Origin of the sequence: Flavobacterium tibetense, from assembly GCF_003293845.1 — a bacterium.
Taxonomy (GTDB): Bacteria; Bacteroidota; Bacteroidia; order Flavobacteriales; family Flavobacteriaceae; genus Flavobacterium; species Flavobacterium tibetense.
Genome location: NZ_QLST01000001.1, coordinates 315,785 through 330,771, shown reverse-complemented (window position 1 = coordinate 330,771; position 14,987 = coordinate 315,785). Strand labels below are relative to the sequence as shown.

The 14,987-nt window shown below is 34.5% G+C and carries 15 protein-coding genes; 7 read left to right on the top strand and 8 right to left on the bottom strand.

All coding sequences use genetic code 11. The features are described from left to right. The first annotated feature begins 135 nt into the window (after positions 1–135). A complete protein-coding gene (greA, locus tag DPN68_RS01590) occupies positions 136–612 on the top strand; it encodes a transcription elongation factor GreA (RefSeq protein WP_113987825.1) in 477 nt (158 codons plus the stop codon). A 102-nt stretch (positions 613–714) separates the two neighbouring features. Continuing rightward, entirely contained in the window at positions 715–1,104 is a 390-nt protein-coding gene (locus DPN68_RS01585) for an HIT family protein (RefSeq protein ID WP_113987824.1), read from the top strand. A 24-nt stretch (positions 1,105–1,128) separates the two neighbouring features. Here the strand turns inward: DPN68_RS01585 and DPN68_RS01580 are convergent, their stop codons facing one another. The 5 genes from DPN68_RS01580 to DPN68_RS01560 all read right to left on the bottom strand — a co-directional run bounded on the left by DPN68_RS01580 (position 1,129) and on the right by DPN68_RS01560 (position 8,851). Then, positions 1,129–2,274, bottom strand: coding sequence for a sensor histidine kinase (locus DPN68_RS01580; RefSeq protein WP_113987823.1), 1,146 nt, complete (start codon positions 2,272–2,274; stop codon positions 1,129–1,131). Positions 2,275–2,378: 104 nt separating this feature from the next. Then, a complete protein-coding gene (gene trxA / locus DPN68_RS01575; protein WP_113987822.1) occupies positions 2,379–2,696 on the bottom strand; it encodes a thioredoxin in 318 nt (105 codons plus the stop codon). Positions 2,697–2,807: 111 nt separating this feature from the next. Then, on the bottom strand, positions 2,808–7,334 hold the full coding sequence (dnaE, locus tag DPN68_RS01570) for a DNA polymerase III subunit alpha (RefSeq protein WP_113987821.1): 4,527 nt from the start codon (positions 7,332–7,334) through the stop codon (positions 2,808–2,810). 216 nt (positions 7,335–7,550) lie between these two features. Continuing rightward, positions 7,551–8,243, bottom strand: coding sequence for a DUF6252 family protein (locus DPN68_RS01565; protein ID WP_113987820.1), 693 nt, complete (start codon positions 8,241–8,243; stop codon positions 7,551–7,553). Positions 8,244–8,335: 92 nt separating this feature from the next. Beyond that, a complete protein-coding gene (locus tag DPN68_RS01560; protein WP_113987819.1) occupies positions 8,336–8,851 on the bottom strand; it encodes a hypothetical protein in 516 nt (171 codons plus the stop codon). Between the two features lie 176 nt (positions 8,852–9,027). Here DPN68_RS01560 and DPN68_RS01555 point away from each other — a divergent pair, with 176 nt between their 5' ends. The 5 genes from DPN68_RS01555 (at position 9,028) to DPN68_RS01535 (ending at position 13,180) form a co-directional block, all read left to right on the top strand. Next, positions 9,028–9,582, top strand: coding sequence for a 30S ribosomal protein S16 (locus DPN68_RS01555; protein WP_113987818.1), 555 nt, complete (start codon positions 9,028–9,030; stop codon positions 9,580–9,582). A gap of 15 nt (positions 9,583–9,597) precedes the next feature. Next, positions 9,598–10,125 (top strand): ribosome maturation factor RimM, encoded by a 528-nt coding sequence (rimM, locus tag DPN68_RS01550; RefSeq protein WP_113987817.1) that lies wholly within the window; start codon positions 9,598–9,600, stop codon positions 10,123–10,125. Between the two features lie 53 nt (positions 10,126–10,178). Continuing rightward, a complete protein-coding gene (locus DPN68_RS01545) occupies positions 10,179–10,838 on the top strand; it encodes a tRNA1(Val) (adenine(37)-N6)-methyltransferase (RefSeq protein WP_113987867.1) in 660 nt (219 codons plus the stop codon). Between the two features lie 173 nt (positions 10,839–11,011). Next, positions 11,012–12,190: an acyl-CoA dehydrogenase family protein gene (locus DPN68_RS01540; protein ID WP_113987816.1), complete on the top strand. Its 1,179-nt coding sequence runs from the start codon at positions 11,012–11,014 to the stop codon at positions 12,188–12,190. Between the two features lie 207 nt (positions 12,191–12,397). Continuing rightward, positions 12,398–13,180 (top strand): DUF3050 domain-containing protein, encoded by a 783-nt coding sequence (locus DPN68_RS01535; protein ID WP_113987815.1) that lies wholly within the window; start codon positions 12,398–12,400, stop codon positions 13,178–13,180. A 30-nt stretch (positions 13,181–13,210) separates the two neighbouring features. Here DPN68_RS01535 and DPN68_RS01530 read toward each other — a convergent pair whose 3' ends face one another. The 3 genes from DPN68_RS01530 to DPN68_RS01520 all read right to left on the bottom strand — a co-directional run bounded on the left by DPN68_RS01530 (position 13,211) and on the right by DPN68_RS01520 (position 14,975). Next, entirely contained in the window at positions 13,211–13,543 is a 333-nt protein-coding gene (locus DPN68_RS01530) for a 2Fe-2S iron-sulfur cluster-binding family protein (RefSeq protein ID WP_113987814.1), read from the bottom strand. Positions 13,544–13,604: 61 nt separating this feature from the next. Next, positions 13,605–14,663, bottom strand: a complete 1,059-nt coding sequence (locus tag DPN68_RS01525) for an NAD(P)/FAD-dependent oxidoreductase (RefSeq protein WP_113987813.1) — start codon at positions 14,661–14,663, stop codon at positions 13,605–13,607. Between the two features lie 72 nt (positions 14,664–14,735). Continuing rightward, positions 14,736–14,975, bottom strand: a complete 240-nt coding sequence (locus DPN68_RS01520; protein WP_113987812.1) for a NifU family protein — start codon at positions 14,973–14,975, stop codon at positions 14,736–14,738. Between the last annotated feature and the right edge of the window lie 12 nt (positions 14,976–14,987).

Genomic DNA, 14,987 nt, shown 5'->3' with positions numbered 1-14,987 from the left:
AAAAATATTTTAGTATCTTTGTTAAAAGGAATCCCATAAGCGTGTGGGATTCTTTGTATTTTATAAACAATAATATAACGGAAAAAAGTTTTTAATCGTATTTGAAAACAGTAACAATATTTAAGAAGGAGAATTATGAGTGCAGTTTCTTATTACACAGCAGAAGGTTTGAAAAAACTTAGAGATGAATTAGATCAACTAAAATCTATTGAACGACCAAAGGCTTCACAAGCAATTGCAGAGGCTAGAGATAAAGGTGATTTATCTGAAAATGCAGAATACGATGCAGCAAAAGAAGCACAAGGACTTTTAGAAATGAAAATTTCAAAAATGGAAGAAGTTGTTGCCAATGCGCGTTTAATTGACGAATCCCAATTAGATGTTACTAAAGCATTAGTGCTTTCAACAGTTAAAATCAAAAACCAAGCTAACGGCATGGAACTAAAATACACATTAGTTGCCGAAAGCGAAGCCGATTTAAAAACGGGAAAAATTTCGGTTACATCACCAATTGGTAAAGGTTTATTAGGAAAAAAAGTAGGTGAAATTGCTGAAATTACAGTACCAAATGGCACATTGAAATTTGAGATTTTAGAAATTTCAAGAGATTAATACTAAATTCCAAAATGTCATACTGAGCGAAGTCGAAGTGGCAAATTCCAATTTCCTGAACAACCAACTTGAAACGTTAAACCTGAAACAAAATTTGACAATATGAGTTCCATTTTTACCAAAATAGTAAACGGAGAAATTCCATGTTATAAAGTAGCTGAAGACGATAAGTTTTTGGCATTTTTAGATGTGAATCCCAATGCAAAAGGACATACGTTATGTATTCCAAAGCAAGAAATCAACAAGATTTTTGAAATGGAGGAAACCCTTTATTTGGAACTAATGGCTTTTTCTAGAAAAGTAGCTATTGCTTTAGAAAAAACAGTTCCTTGCAAACGCATTGGAATGGCAGTTGTTGGTTTAGAAGTGCCGCATGTTCACGTGCATTTGATTCCATTACAGGATATGGATGATATGCGTTTTCAAAGAAAAACCAGTTTAACTCCTGAAGAATTTACAGAATTAGCAACCGCAATTGGAAACAATTTATAAACTGAATCCCGATGAAAATCGGGATTATTTTTTATAACTAATTTGCATCGTAGTTCCTTTGCCAATTTCAGAATGTGCGACTTTTATTCTTCCTTTGTGGTATTCTTGTACAATTCGTTTGGTTAAAGATAATCCTAAACCCCAACCTCTTTTTTTGGTAGTAAAACCAGGTTCAAAAACTTTTGAAAATTGACTCAATGGAATTCCTTTTCCACTATCGGTAACCGCAATTTTTACAACAGCATCGGTTTCTGAAATCACAACTGACAATTTCCCTTTTCCTTTCATGGCATCAATAGCATTTTTAACTAAATTCTCGATTGTCCAACTGTGTAAAGCGGGATTTATTGGAATTAAAATGGGATGATTAGGCGCTTCAAAAGAAAAAGCAATTTGCTTAGAACTTCTCGATTTCAAATAATCAAATGAATTTCGGGTTTCTTCCACTATATCTTTGATTTCTAAAACAGGTTCGGAACCAATTTTTGAAAATCTATCGGTAATAGTTTGTAAACGTGTGATGTCTTTTTCTATCTCTGAAATGGTTGATTCTTCAACATTTTCCAATTTGAGCAATTCCAACCAACCAATTAATGAAGACAATGGTGTTCCAATTTGATGCGCGGTTTCTTTTGCCATTCCAGCCCAAAGTTTATTCTGTGTTGCCATTTTTGTAGCGCGATAAAAGTTATAAACAACGGCTCCAAACAAAATAATAATCAACAGTAAAGCAATAGGATAATATTTCAGTTTATTCAATAAAGGCGAATTTCCGTAATACAACAATTGGTAATTATTAGCAGAAAGTTCCATTTTTATGGGCTCATTTTCAACTTGAATTTTTCTAAAGAGCGATTGCAATTGCAAGCTATCTTCTGCAACTTCGGGTTCAATATTGTTATGCTTGATGATTTTTCCATTTTCAGTTGAAACTATCATAGGTATAGAAGTTTCTAAACTGATAATTTCAAACGGTAAATCAACATCTGTATTTTCATTGGCATTTGCTAAGGTTTTTTGAGCCATTGCCCAAAGTTCCATTTTTACCCGTTCTTCTTCCTTGAATATTTGGAAGAAATTATAGGTATTCCAAAGTATTAAGGTTACTATGAAAAAGGATGCTAAAATGATAAACCAACGTGTAATGTTTCGTTTTTCAGAAAACTGCATAAATTGAATTTGTTGAGTAAATATAGAGAAAATCTGTCAATACTCAGCTTTTGGAATAAAAAAAGGTCCAACTAATTGGACCTTCATATATTGATTTTCAACGATTACAATAATGCATCAATTGCATCCGTATACGTTTTCTTTGGTGCAACACCAACTTGTCTTCCTACTACTTCTCCGTTTTGGAATACTAAAACTGTTGGGATGTTTCTAACACCATATTTTGCAGCAAATTCTTGATTTGCATCCACATCAACTTTTCCAACAACTGCTTTTCCTTCGTATTCTGAAGCAATTTCGTCGATAACTGGACCAACCATTCTACATGGACCACACCAAGCTGCCCAAAAATCTACTACTACTGGTTTATCTGATTTTAATACTACTTCTTCGAAAGAAGCGTCTGTGATTGCTAATGCCATATTATTTTTCTTTAAGTTTTACTTTTATGATATGCAAATTTAGAAATTAAATTGGAATGAATTGGCTTTTAAAAATTAGTTTTTGTTATAGCTGCATTTTCAGAATTGATACTAATTCAACTTAAAACTCAATTGCATGCGTTCTAATTCCTGTAACAATTCGGAAGAAATTTTTACTTTCAATTTTCTACTTGGCATAGAAAGCTTAGTTTTTACAACAATTTCTTCTTTCTCAACAGGGATATCCAAATCCATTTCCACCAAGTCATCCATTTCCTCAGTGCTTTCTTCATCTTCTGAAACTGTTGGCACAACAACAAGGTTTTCTTCTTTTACTTTTTTTATTTTTTCTAATTCCATCACTTCAAAAGTAACCAAATTATCTCCATTATTTTGAGCAAAAATTTGATTCAATTCGGTAATCATTCCTTCTTTTAAGTCGGTAATAGCTAACTGTAATATTAGTTTTTTGGCAAAAATTGGTAAAACATCCGCAAGCATTTTTACATCCAAAAACTGAATTCTTGGATCTGATTTTTTTCCTGTTTCGCGATTCACCCAACCTTCTTTTACCAAAATTTTAAAATAAGCAAACTGATTTTGCAACAAGAAATGACGGTATTTCAAATACTCTTCATCAAAAATTCGGAATTCAAAACTTTCATCGTAGCCTTCCAATACAAATGTTGCCCAACCTTTTCCGTTTTTTGCTGTTCGGTGTTGCACATTGGTTACAATTCCGCCAAAAGAAAGATTTTTACCTACTTGCTGTTCCAAACTTTTCAAGGTTTCCAACTTAGCATTACAGAAATATTTCATTTCAAATTTGTAATCATCTAATGGGTGTCCGGAAATGTAAATTCCAACTACTTCTTTTTCTTTGGCCAATTTTTCCATGGTACTCCACTCTTCGCATGGTGGAACAATTGGCTCTGCAATTTGCACATCACTGGCATCACCAAACAAACTTACTTGAGCAGAGTTTTCGTTTTCTTGAAATTTTGAACCGTAACGAATGGCTTTTTCTAAAAACGTAATTCCATCGCCGTCATGATGGAAATATTGTGCGCGATGTGTATCCCCAAAACCGTCAAAACCACCAGCTAAAGCCAAATTTTCAAATGCTTTTTTATTGGCAGCTCTTAAATCAATTCGCTTAGCTAAGTCGAAAATAGATTTGTATGCTCCGTCTTTACGATTATCAACTATCGTTTGAACAGCCCCTGCTCCAACTCCTTTAATAGCTCCCATTCCAAAACGAACCGCGTAATCCTCATTAACCGTAAATTTATAGTACGACTCGTTCACATCTGGACCCAAAACCGCTAATCCCATGCGTTTACATTCTTCCATAAAGAACGAAACTTGCTTAATATCATTCATGTTATTAGAAAGTACCGCCGCCATATATTCCGCAGGATAATGCGCTTTTAAATAAGCGGTTTGGTAGGCAATCCAAGCATAACAAGTGGAGTGAGATTTATTAAAAGCGTAACTTGCAAACGCTTCCCAGTCTTTCCAAATTTTCTCTAAAATAACTGGGTCATGGCCTTTTTCTGCGGCTTGATTGATAAATTGAGGTTTCATTTTGTTCAAAACTTCAATTTGTTTTTTACCCATTGCTTTACGTAAAACATCGGCATCACCTTTGGAGAATCCGGCTAATTTTTGGGATAAAAGCATTACTTGCTCTTGATAAACAGTAATTCCGTAAGTTTCTGCTAAATATTCTTCACACGCTTCTAAATCGTATTTAATTTCTTCTTCGCCGTTTTTTCTACGAACGAAAGAAGGAATATATTCCAATGGCCCTGGACGATACAATGCATTCATAGCGATTAAATCGGCAAAGACTGTTGGTTTTAAGTCCTTCATGTATTTTTGCATTCCTGGTGATTCGTATTGGAAAACTCCAACCGTTTCACCTCTTTGGAATAACTCGTATGTTTTTTGGTCGTCAATTGGGAAATTATCGGGATCTAAATCAATTCCAAAGCGATATTTCACCAATTTAACCGTATCTTTAATTAAGGTTAATGTCTTTAATCCTAAGAAGTCCATCTTCAACAAACCAGCGCTTTCTGCCACCGAGTTGTCAAATTGTGTTACATATAAATCGGAATCTTTTGCGGTAGTAACTGGAACGAAATTGGTAATATCACTTGGCGTAATGATAACTCCACAAGCGTGAATTCCTGTATTTCGCAAAGAACCTTCTAATACTTTTGCTTGCTGAATGGTTTCTCCAGCTAAATCTTCCGAATTGGCAATTCCGATTAACTCTTTTACTTTGTCGAATTCTTCTGAACGCAACGCTTTTTTAACTTCGCTTTCATCTTCGGCTAGAAATCGGGCTAAATTCCATTTGGAAGGCATCATTCCTGGAATTAATTTAGCAATTCTATCCGCTTCAAAAAGTGGCAAATCTAACACACGAGCAGTATCTCGAATAGCCGATTTCGTTGCCATTTTACCATAAGTAATAATTTGCGCCACCTGATTGGAACCGTATTTATTGATTACATAATCCATAACACGACCACGACCTTCGTCATCAAAATCGATATCGATATCGGGCATGGAAACACGGTCGGGATTTAAGAAACGCTCAAAAAGCAAATCGTACTTAATTGGGTCGATATTCGTAATTCCTAAACAATAGGCAACGGCAGAACCCGCAGCAGAACCACGACCTGGACCTACGGAAACATCTAAGTTTCTTGCTTCTGCAATAAAATCTTGTACAATCAAGAAATAACCTGGATAACCTGTTTTTTCAATAGTTGCCAACTCAAAATCGAGTCGCTCTTTAATTGCTTCTGTAATTTCGGGATAACGTTTTTCAGCACCTTTATACGTTAAATGACGTAAATAGCTATTTTCGCCTCGCTTGCCACCATCTACTTCATCTTCAGGAACAAGAAATTCTTCAGGAATATCAAATTTTGGAAGCAATACATCACGATAAAGCGAGTAAATTTCAATTTTATCAATGATTTCTTGAATGTTAATGATGGCTTCGGGTAAATCAGAAAAAAGTTGCTTCATTTCGTCACCCGATTTGAAATAATATTCCTGATTAGGCAATCCATATCGGTAACCACGTCCGCGACCAATTGGTGTAGCTTGTTTTTCACCATCTTTTACACACAACAAAATATCATGTGCATTAGCATCTTCTTTATTAACGTAATACGTATTATTTGTAGCAATTAGCTTTACATTATGTTTTTTGGCAAAAGCAATTAATGTTTGATTGACACGATTTTCATCTTCCTGCTTGTGACGCATTATTTCAAGATAAAAGTCGGAACCAAACTTTGCTGCCCACCAAATCAATGCTTCTTCTGCTTGGTTTTCTCCAATATTTAGAATTTTACTTGGAATTTCACCGTATAAATTTCCAGAAAGCACTATAAGGTCTTCTTTGTACTTTTCAACTACCGCTTTATCGATTCGTGGAACGTAATAAAATCCGTCAGTATAAGCGATTGAAGACATTTTAGCTAAATTGTGATAGCCTTTTTTATTTTTGGCTAAAAAAACTACTTGATAGCCATTATCTTTTTTGGTTTTGTCTTTATGATCTTCGCAAATATTGAATTCACAACCTACGATAGGCTTAATTACCGTTTCTGTTGGTTCTTCACCGTTTTCAACTAATGCTGCATTCTTAGTTTCTGCTGCTTTATTATGATTTAAAACTGCACTAACAAAATGGAAAGCACCCATCATATTTCCAGTGTCTGTCATGGCTACAGCTGGCATTTTGAATTTTGCCGAAGCCTTTACCAAATCATTGATAGCTATAGTCGATTGTAAAACTGAAAATTGCGTATGATTGTGTAAATGAGCAAAAGTAGCTTCATTTAAATCCGCTTTTACTTCATCAGAAATAGTAGCTTGCTCTCTATCCTTTTGGATTTTCTGCAAACGCGCTCTAATTTCATCTGAAGCTTTCTTGAGATTGATATGTTTTAAACCAATCAGCTGAATCTCCCCTGGATTATTTTCACGAAAACGTCTGAAATATTCTGGTGAAACGTCTAATTCTTCTTTGGTAAAAACTTCTCTTTTTATCAACTCCAAGAAACAGCGCGTAGTTGCTTCTACATCGGCAGTTGCATTATGTGCTTCTGAAAAGGGTTGATTGAAAAGGTATTGATGTAATTCGGTAAGTGTTGGTAACTTAAATCTCCCTCCACGACCGCCTGGTAATTTTAAAAGTTCGGCTGTAGTTTCGGTACATGTATCTAAAACAGGCATTTGGGTTAAATCGGAACCAATATTAAATCGGTGGAATTCACAACCCATGATATTGACATCGAAACCTACGTTTTGCCCAACAATATATTTTGTTTTGGAAAGTACAATATTGAATTTCTCCAAAACTTCTATCATTGAAATTCCTTGCTCAGTTGCCAATTCCGTAGAAACGCCATGTATACGCTCTGCATCATATGGAATATTAAACCCTTCTGGCTTTACTAAATAATCTTGATGTTCAACCAAGTTACCCATCTCATCGTGTAACTGCCAAGCAATTTGAATACAACGAGGCCAATTATCGGTATCTGTTATAGGAGCAGACCAACTTTTTGGCAATCCAGTGGTTTCGGTATCGAAAATTAAATACATACTTTAAAAAATTCCAAGTTTAAAAATTACTTCTTCAGTCCGCTTCGCTCCGGTTCTAATTCAAACTGCAAACACACAAAATTTGTGTTTAGAATTTGATTTTAGGGATTTATCAAAAGTACATTTTAAGAAGTAAATGAACAATTTAAGTTATCAACAAAAATAAAAAAACCACCAAAAACTTGGTGGCTTATCTGAATTTTTGTGGTGTGTTTTTTATTGAGACAATGGGATTCTGTAGAATTCACCTTTAGAAAAAGATACAGTATTTCCTTCTTCATCTACAGCTGTAAATTTAAATTCGCCAGTAAAAAAACCGTTATCAACGCTTTCAATTGTTATCTCACCATTACTTTGTTGCACATTTAAAATTCTTACTTTAGCTTGACCGTTTCCTCCTAATATAGTTACTACATCACCTGCCTCATAACCCATTCCCCTTGCTACAACATTCACTTCATTTACTGTTCCGTTATTGTTAACTTCAATTGCTAATTTCAATCCTGAACCTGAACCTCCCGTTGTTAAGGCGTCACTATTGTTTGTATAGTTAAAACCACCAGCTACAATGTTAGCAATTTTATTTACTGGTCCAGGAAAAATAGACGTTTCATGATCAGCAATAATTCCTTGTCCTTCAAAATAATAAGCTGCGTAATTATCTTGATTAGTAGTGCCAAAAACATAAGTTCCTGGATTTGTTGAAGTAGTTGCTAACGTTAATTCTTCAAATTGCGTGTAAGCCACTATTGTCATAGCACCATTCTCATCTACAAAAACTCTAGCATCATTTGCTCTCCAAATAGCATCACCAAACTTCGCTTGAAATGCTGGGTCATTAGTTTTAATATCTTGAGTGCATGATGACAATGCTAACACTCCTATAAACAATGCAACTATTTTTTTCATTTTACTTAAAATTTCATTTACGAATAAACAAAAATAATTTTTTTTAGATAAAAAACACTATTTCCTTTGAAAATAATTTTATTAAACAAAAACTACTCTTGATTCTTCATGAAAACAACTGGTGTATTTTCAAAATTTTTATAAAACATAACAAGAGTATCTTTTTTTAATTCAAAATACACGGTTGTCTTTCCTCCAAAAGGCAAATTGTATTCAGGGCTAACATAATGGTTGTTTTCTTTGTCAAAAATTATTTCGGATTTAACTCCTTTCTGGTTAATTACTGAATAAGCAGATTCGTTTTCAATTACTTCTATACTGAAACCTTTTACTATTTCACCGCTCCAATGATCTTTAGCACCAACAATATCTTTCCCTTTATTAACAAATTCAGATCCCAATGTTTTTGTTTTATTTTTGTATGCCAAAATGTCTTTATTGATTTCTTCACGACCTAAGTCGGTTGTGTCAATCCAAGTGTAGTAGGCCATATCCCATTTCCCGGAAATTGAATCCTCAAGAGGTTCTTTTTTACAAGAATAAAGCGACAACAATACAAAAGACGCTATTACAAGCTTTTGAGCCGCATTTGAAATTATTTTATTCATTTTTATATCAATTTAAATTATTTACAAACTAAAAATACTTTTACTAAAGTAACCTATTTTTTTTTAAACAATATCATTAAAAATATTTTTCGCCTTTATTATGTTGTAAACTAAAGTTTTGTATATTTGCACCCTTAAATAACCGAGGTCGAGAACCTCAAATTAATCAAAAGATTATGTCAGTAAAGATTAGATTACAAAGACACGGAAAAAAAGGGAAACCTTTTTATTGGGTTGTTGCAGCTGATGCAAGAGCTAAAAGAGATGGTAAATTCTTAGAGAAAATCGGAACTTACAATCCAAACACAAACCCAGCTACTATCGATTTAAACATCGAAAAAGCAGCACAGTGGTTACACAATGGTGCTCAACCAACTGACACTGCAAGAGCAATTTTATCTTACACTGGTGCTTTATTAAAACACCATTTAGATGGAGGTGTTCGCAAAGGTGCTTTAACTCAAGAGCAAGCAGATGCTAAATTAGCAGCTTGGTTAGATGAAAAAGCAGGTAAAGTTGACGCTAAAAAATCTGGTTTAAGCAAAGCGCAAGCAGATGCTAAAGCTAAAGCTTTTAAAGCAGAACAAGAAGCAAACGCAAAACGTATTGCAGCTCAAGTTGAAGCTACAAAAGTAGAAGAAACTGTTGAAGAAGTAACTGAAGAAGTGGTTGAGGCTGCTACTGAAGATGCTCCTGCTGTTGAAGAAAACAACGAAGAAACTCAAGCATAATTTTAAAGCGATTACATGCGTAAACAAGATTGTTTCTATTTAGGCAAAATCGCTAAAAAGTTTAGTTTCAAGGGTGAAGTTTTACTGTATTTAGATACAGACGAACCCGAAATTTATGAAAATTTGGAATCAGTTTTTGTTGAAATCAACAAAAGTCTGGTTCCATTTTTTATTTTAAAAAGTCAGCTACACAAAGGCAAGTTTCTACGCATTCGCTTCGAAGATATTGAAAATGAAGAAGATGCTGACCGAATTATAGGCTGCGAAGCTTACTTACCGCTTTCTATGTTACCAAAATTAGAAGGTACCCAATTTTACTTTCATGAGGTTATTGGTTTTGATGTTTTAGATACACGTCTAGGAAACATTGGAAAAATAACTGGAATTAATGATAGTGGCGCTCAAGCCATTTTTGAAATTGAGAAAAACGGTACTGAAGTTCTAGTTCCGCTAATTGATGAATTCATTATTGCGCTTGATAGAACTAACAAAACTATTACTTTAGAAACACCTGAAGGGTTGGTTGATTTATATCTTGGATAATTCCAATGACTTTTACATTCAAACATTTTTCCGTTAATCAAGATCGTTGTGCTATGAAAATTGGCACTGATGGCGTTTTACTTGGCGCTTGGACTCCATTAATTAACAATCCGTACAATGTTTTGGATATTGGTGCAGGAACAGGAATTTTGTCTTTGATGTTAGCCCAAAGAAGCAACGCCGAACAAATTGATGCGATTGAAATTGACGAAGATGCTTACGAACAATGTGTCGAAAATTTTGAAGCTTCACCTTGGGGTGATAAATTATTTTGTTTTCATGCAGGTTTGGATGAATTTGTTGACGAACCCGAAGACGAATACGATTTAATTATTTCCAATCCGCCTTTTTATACCGATGATTATAAATCAGATAATGTTTCGAGAGATTTAGCTCGCTTTGAAGACGCTTTGCCTTTTGAAGAATTAATTGAAGCGGCTGCCTTATTACTTTCGGATAACGGGATTTTTTCTGTGATTATTCCTTATAAAGAAGAAGAGCGATTTGTTGCTATGTGTAAAGAATTAGATTTGTTTCCCTTAAAAATGACTCGTGTAAAAGGCACTCCAACATCGGAAATTAAAAGAAGTTTACTGGCTTTTTGCAGAATGGAACAAACTCCTTTAATTGATGAGTTAGTCATTGAAATCTCAAGACACAATTATACTCCTGAATATATTGAGTTGACGAAAGAGTTCTATTTGAAGATGTAACCCTAGCCCAGATAGTAGAGAAAATCCTTTTTACACCTGACAGGTTTTCTAAAACCTGTCAGGTGTAAAAAGATTGAAACGGATAGCTGGAAATAGCTTCTAAAAATTATAACACTTGTTCGTTGATTTGTTAAAAATCTTTACTTACTTTTGTGACTTTCAAATCAAAAACTATGAGACCAGACTTATTTCAATCTCCAGATTATTATTTATTAGACGAATTATTATCGGACGAACATAAAATGGTGCGTGACGCTGCACGTGCTTGGGTAAAAAAAGAAGTATCTCCAATTATTGAGGAATATGCACAAAGAGCTGAATTTCCACATCAAATTGTAAAAGGTTTGGGAGAAATTGGCGGATTTGGTCCGTATATTCCTGTGGAATATGGTGGTGCTGGATTAGATCAAATTTCTTATGGATTAATCATGCAAGAAATTGAAAGAGGAGATTCGGGTGTACGTTCGACTTCTTCTGTTCAATCTTCATTGGTAATGTATCCTATTTGGAAATACGGAAACGAAGAACAAAGAATGAAATATTTACCAAAATTAGCCACTGGAGAATTCATTGGTTGTTTTGGTTTAACTGAGCCTGACCACGGTTCAAATCCTGGTGGAATGACAACTAATTTTAAAGATATGGGCGATCATTATCTTTTAAATGGTGCTAAAATGTGGATTTCGAATGCACCATTTGCTGATATCGCAGTAGTTTGGGCTAAAAACGAAGAAGGAAGAATTCACGGATTAATCGTGGAACGTGGAATGGAAGGTTTTACAACTCCTGAAACACACAATAAATGGTCGTTAAGAGCTTCTGCTACTGGTGAGCTTATTTTTGACAACGTAAAAGTTCCAAAAGAAAACTTATTACCAAACAAATCTGGATTAGGAGCGCCACTAGGATGTTTAGATTCAGCACGTTACGGAATTGCTTGGGGAGCGATTGGAGCAGCAATGGATTGTTATGATACAGCATTGAGATATTCAAAAGAGCGTATTCAATTTGACAAACCAATTGGAGCTACGCAATTACAACAAAAGAAATTAGCTGAAATGATTACTGAAATCACAAAAGCGCAATTATTAACTTGGAGATTGGGTGTTTTAAGAAACGAAGGGAAAGCTACAACAGCTCAAATTTCGATGGCAAAAAGAAACAATGTTGACATGGCGTTAACAATTGCTCGTGATGCACGTCAAATGTTAGGCGGGATGGGAATTACAGGTGAATATTCAATCATGAGACACATGATGAATTTAGAATCTGTAGTGACTTACGAAGGAACGCACGACATTCACTTGTTAATTACAGGTATGGATGTTACAGGTTTCCCTGCATTTAAATAAAATTTCAAAAAGGAAATTCCAAATTCCAAAATTAATTCTGTAACTCTGAAGTCATTTCGGCTTGGCAGAATTGAACTTATCGAATTAAACAATAGATAAAATTGATACAAAATGCTTCTCTTTTTAGGGAAGCATTTTTACATTTGTAATATGAAAATTTGAAACCTTACAAGGTGAGAATTTCGTATATAAAATAAAAATTGCCCTATGAATATTCAAAACATAAACCAATCGATTCAAAGCCAGAAAGAACAATTGCTTAATCATTCGCTATACAACAAAGTAAAAACGATGGATGATTTGCATTGTTTTTTAGAAAACCACATTTATGCGGTATGGGATTTTATGTCACTACTAAAAGCATTGCAAAATAAATTAACTTGCACTACAACTCCTTGGTTACCCATTGGAAACCCGGAAATTCGTTATTTAATTAATGAAATTGTAGTAGCAGAAGAAACGGATTTAACTATTGACGGAACGCGCCAAAGTCATTATGAAATGTATTTGGATGCGATGGTCCAATGTGGTGCTTCGACAACTCAAATTAATGCGTTTTTGGAGAATGTTGAAGAAACAAAAAATATCTTCGTATCGATAAAACAAAGTGATTTGCATCCAAATGTGAAAGCGTTTTTAGATTTTACTTTCCGTGTGATTGAACAAGGAAAACCTCATGAAATTGCGGCTGCTTTTACTTTTGGAAGAGAAGATTTGATTCCGAATATGTTTACCGAAATCTTGAAAAACTTTCAGCAAAATTTCCCTGAAACCGATTTATCAAAATTAATCTATTATTTCGAAAGACACATCGAATTAGATGCCGATGAACATGGTCCTATGGCGATGCAAATGATTGCTGAACTTTGTGGTACTTCGGAACAAAAATGGAATGAAGTGGAACAAGTTTCGGTTTTAGCCTTAGAAAAAAGAATCGGACTTTGGAATGCTATTGAAGAGCAAATGGAACACAAACATGAATTAGTATAAAATGAAAAGCGAGAAGAAATTCTCGCTTTTTTATTGTTCTGGTGCTATTTCTAGCTCTAAACCTTCTAAATCTTCAGTGATGTGAATTTGGCAACCCAACCTTGAATTATCTTTCACATGATACGCTTCCCAAAGCATGGCTTCTTCATCAGGATTGCGTTCTAAAGAAACTACATCGTTTAAAATATAACATTGACAAGAAGCGCACATTGCCATTCCGCCACAAACACCAATTGTCCCTTCTTCGGCTAATTCATAAGAACGGATTAACTCCATGATATTCATGTTCATATCAGTTGGCGCTAACACTTCGTGTTTAACTCCGTTTCTGTCGGTTATGAAAATGGTTACGTCTTGTGGCATTATTAGTTTCAAGTTTAAGGTTTCAAGTTTAAGGTTCGCTCAACTTGAAACAAAATTTTATTTAATCAATCGATTTTACAACGGCTTTTTCAGCTTCTTTTCTGGTGCCATCAAAACCATCTACTCCAGAAACGGTGGTATATTTCAACACATAGCGTTTTCCTGGATTGATTCTGTTGTACACACTTTGACACATTAAAGTCGCTTCGTGGAAACCGCACAAAATTAGTTTTAATTTTCCTGGATACGTGTTTACATCACCAATCGCGTAAATTCCGTCGATGTTGGTTTGATAATCTAATGCGTTATTTACTTTGATGGCGTTCTTTTCGATTTCTAATCCCCAGTTCGCAATTGGACCTAGTTTTGGTGTAAGTCCGAAAAGCGGAATGAAATAATCGCATTCTACTTTCATTCTAGCGCCGTTAACTTCAATATCAACAGCGGTAATTCTTTCACTACCATTAAAACCAACCACTTCTGCTGGAGTAATTAGTTTAATTTTACCCGAATTTTTCAATTCTTGTACTTTTTCAACTGAATCTAAAGCCCCTCGAAATTCATTTCTTCTATGAACTAAAGTCACTGAATTAACAACATTCGATAAGAAAATACTCCAATCTAAAGCAGAATCTCCACCACCAGCGATTACAATATTTTTTCCACGGTATTTTTCTGGATCTTTTACGAAGTAATCCACACCACGGTCTTCTTTCTCGTAGAATTCAATATCTTTAAGAATAGGTTTTCTTGGTTCGAAAGTCCCTAAACCACCTGCAATCGCTACTGCTTTTGCTTGATGTTGTGTTCCTTCTTTAGTAGTAACAATAAACGTTCCGTCTTCTAATTTTTCAATGGTTTCGGCGGTTTCTCCCAATGTAAATCCCGGTTGAAATTGCTTGATTTGCTCCATTAAATTAGTAACCAAATCACCAGCTAAAACTTCAGGATAACCTGGAATATCAAAAATAGGTTTTTTGGGATATAATTCTGCTAATTGTCCACCTGGTTGTGGCAAAGCATCAATAATATGACATTTTAATTGTAAAAGTCCAGCTTCGAAAACGGCGAAAAGTCCTGTTGGACCCGCACCGATAATTAATATATCTGTTTGAATCATGTTTTAAATTTTGAAATACAAAGTAACAAACTTGTCAATTGTAGAAATATGATTTATATCATACGAGTAACTTTATGCTACGTTTTCTACTGTTTCGATTTGAGGTACATACTTTTTAATTGTAGTTTCAACACCAGCTTTCATGGTACTAATACTGAAATTACAACTCGTACAAGCACCTTCTAAACGAACTTTCACATGTTTGTTGTCGATAATTTCTACTAATGAAATGTTGCCGCCATCAGAATTCAAAAACGGACGAATTTCCTCTAGTGCTTTTTCAACATTCTCTTTTATTTCTGTTGTAGTCATAGTTTTTAGTTT

Bases quoted from the DNA above. Each gene is read 5' to 3' on its own strand.
- greA (WP_113987825.1), top strand. From the start codon at position 136: ATGAGTGCAGTTTCTTATTACACAGCAGAAGGTTTGAAAAAACTTAGA.
- DPN68_RS01585 (WP_113987824.1), top strand. From the start codon at position 715: ATGAGTTCCATTTTTACCAAAATAGTAAACGGAGAAATTCCATGTTAT.
- DPN68_RS01580 (WP_113987823.1), bottom strand. From the start codon at position 2,274: ATGCAGTTTTCTGAAAAACGAAACATTACACGTTGGTTTATCATTTTA.
- trxA (WP_113987822.1), bottom strand. From the start codon at position 2,696: ATGGCATTAGCAATCACAGACGCTTCTTTCGAAGAAGTAGTATTAAAA.
- dnaE (WP_113987821.1), bottom strand. From the start codon at position 7,334: ATGTATTTAATTTTCGATACCGAAACCACTGGATTGCCAAAAAGTTGG.
- DPN68_RS01565 (WP_113987820.1), bottom strand. From the start codon at position 8,243: ATGAAAAAAATAGTTGCATTGTTTATAGGAGTGTTAGCATTGTCATCA.
- DPN68_RS01560 (WP_113987819.1), bottom strand. From the start codon at position 8,851: ATGAATAAAATAATTTCAAATGCGGCTCAAAAGCTTGTAATAGCGTCT.
- DPN68_RS01555 (WP_113987818.1), top strand. From the start codon at position 9,028: ATGTCAGTAAAGATTAGATTACAAAGACACGGAAAAAAAGGGAAACCT.
- rimM (WP_113987817.1), top strand. From the start codon at position 9,598: ATGCGTAAACAAGATTGTTTCTATTTAGGCAAAATCGCTAAAAAGTTT.
- DPN68_RS01545 (WP_113987867.1), top strand. From the start codon at position 10,179: ATGAAAATTGGCACTGATGGCGTTTTACTTGGCGCTTGGACTCCATTA.
- DPN68_RS01540 (WP_113987816.1), top strand. From the start codon at position 11,012: ATGAGACCAGACTTATTTCAATCTCCAGATTATTATTTATTAGACGAA.
- DPN68_RS01535 (WP_113987815.1), top strand. From the start codon at position 12,398: ATGAATATTCAAAACATAAACCAATCGATTCAAAGCCAGAAAGAACAA.
- DPN68_RS01530 (WP_113987814.1), bottom strand. From the start codon at position 13,543: ATGCCACAAGACGTAACCATTTTCATAACCGACAGAAACGGAGTTAAA.
- DPN68_RS01525 (WP_113987813.1), bottom strand. From the start codon at position 14,663: ATGATTCAAACAGATATATTAATTATCGGTGCGGGTCCAACAGGACTT.
- DPN68_RS01520 (WP_113987812.1), bottom strand. From the start codon at position 14,975: ATGACTACAACAGAAATAAAAGAGAATGTTGAAAAAGCACTAGAGGAA.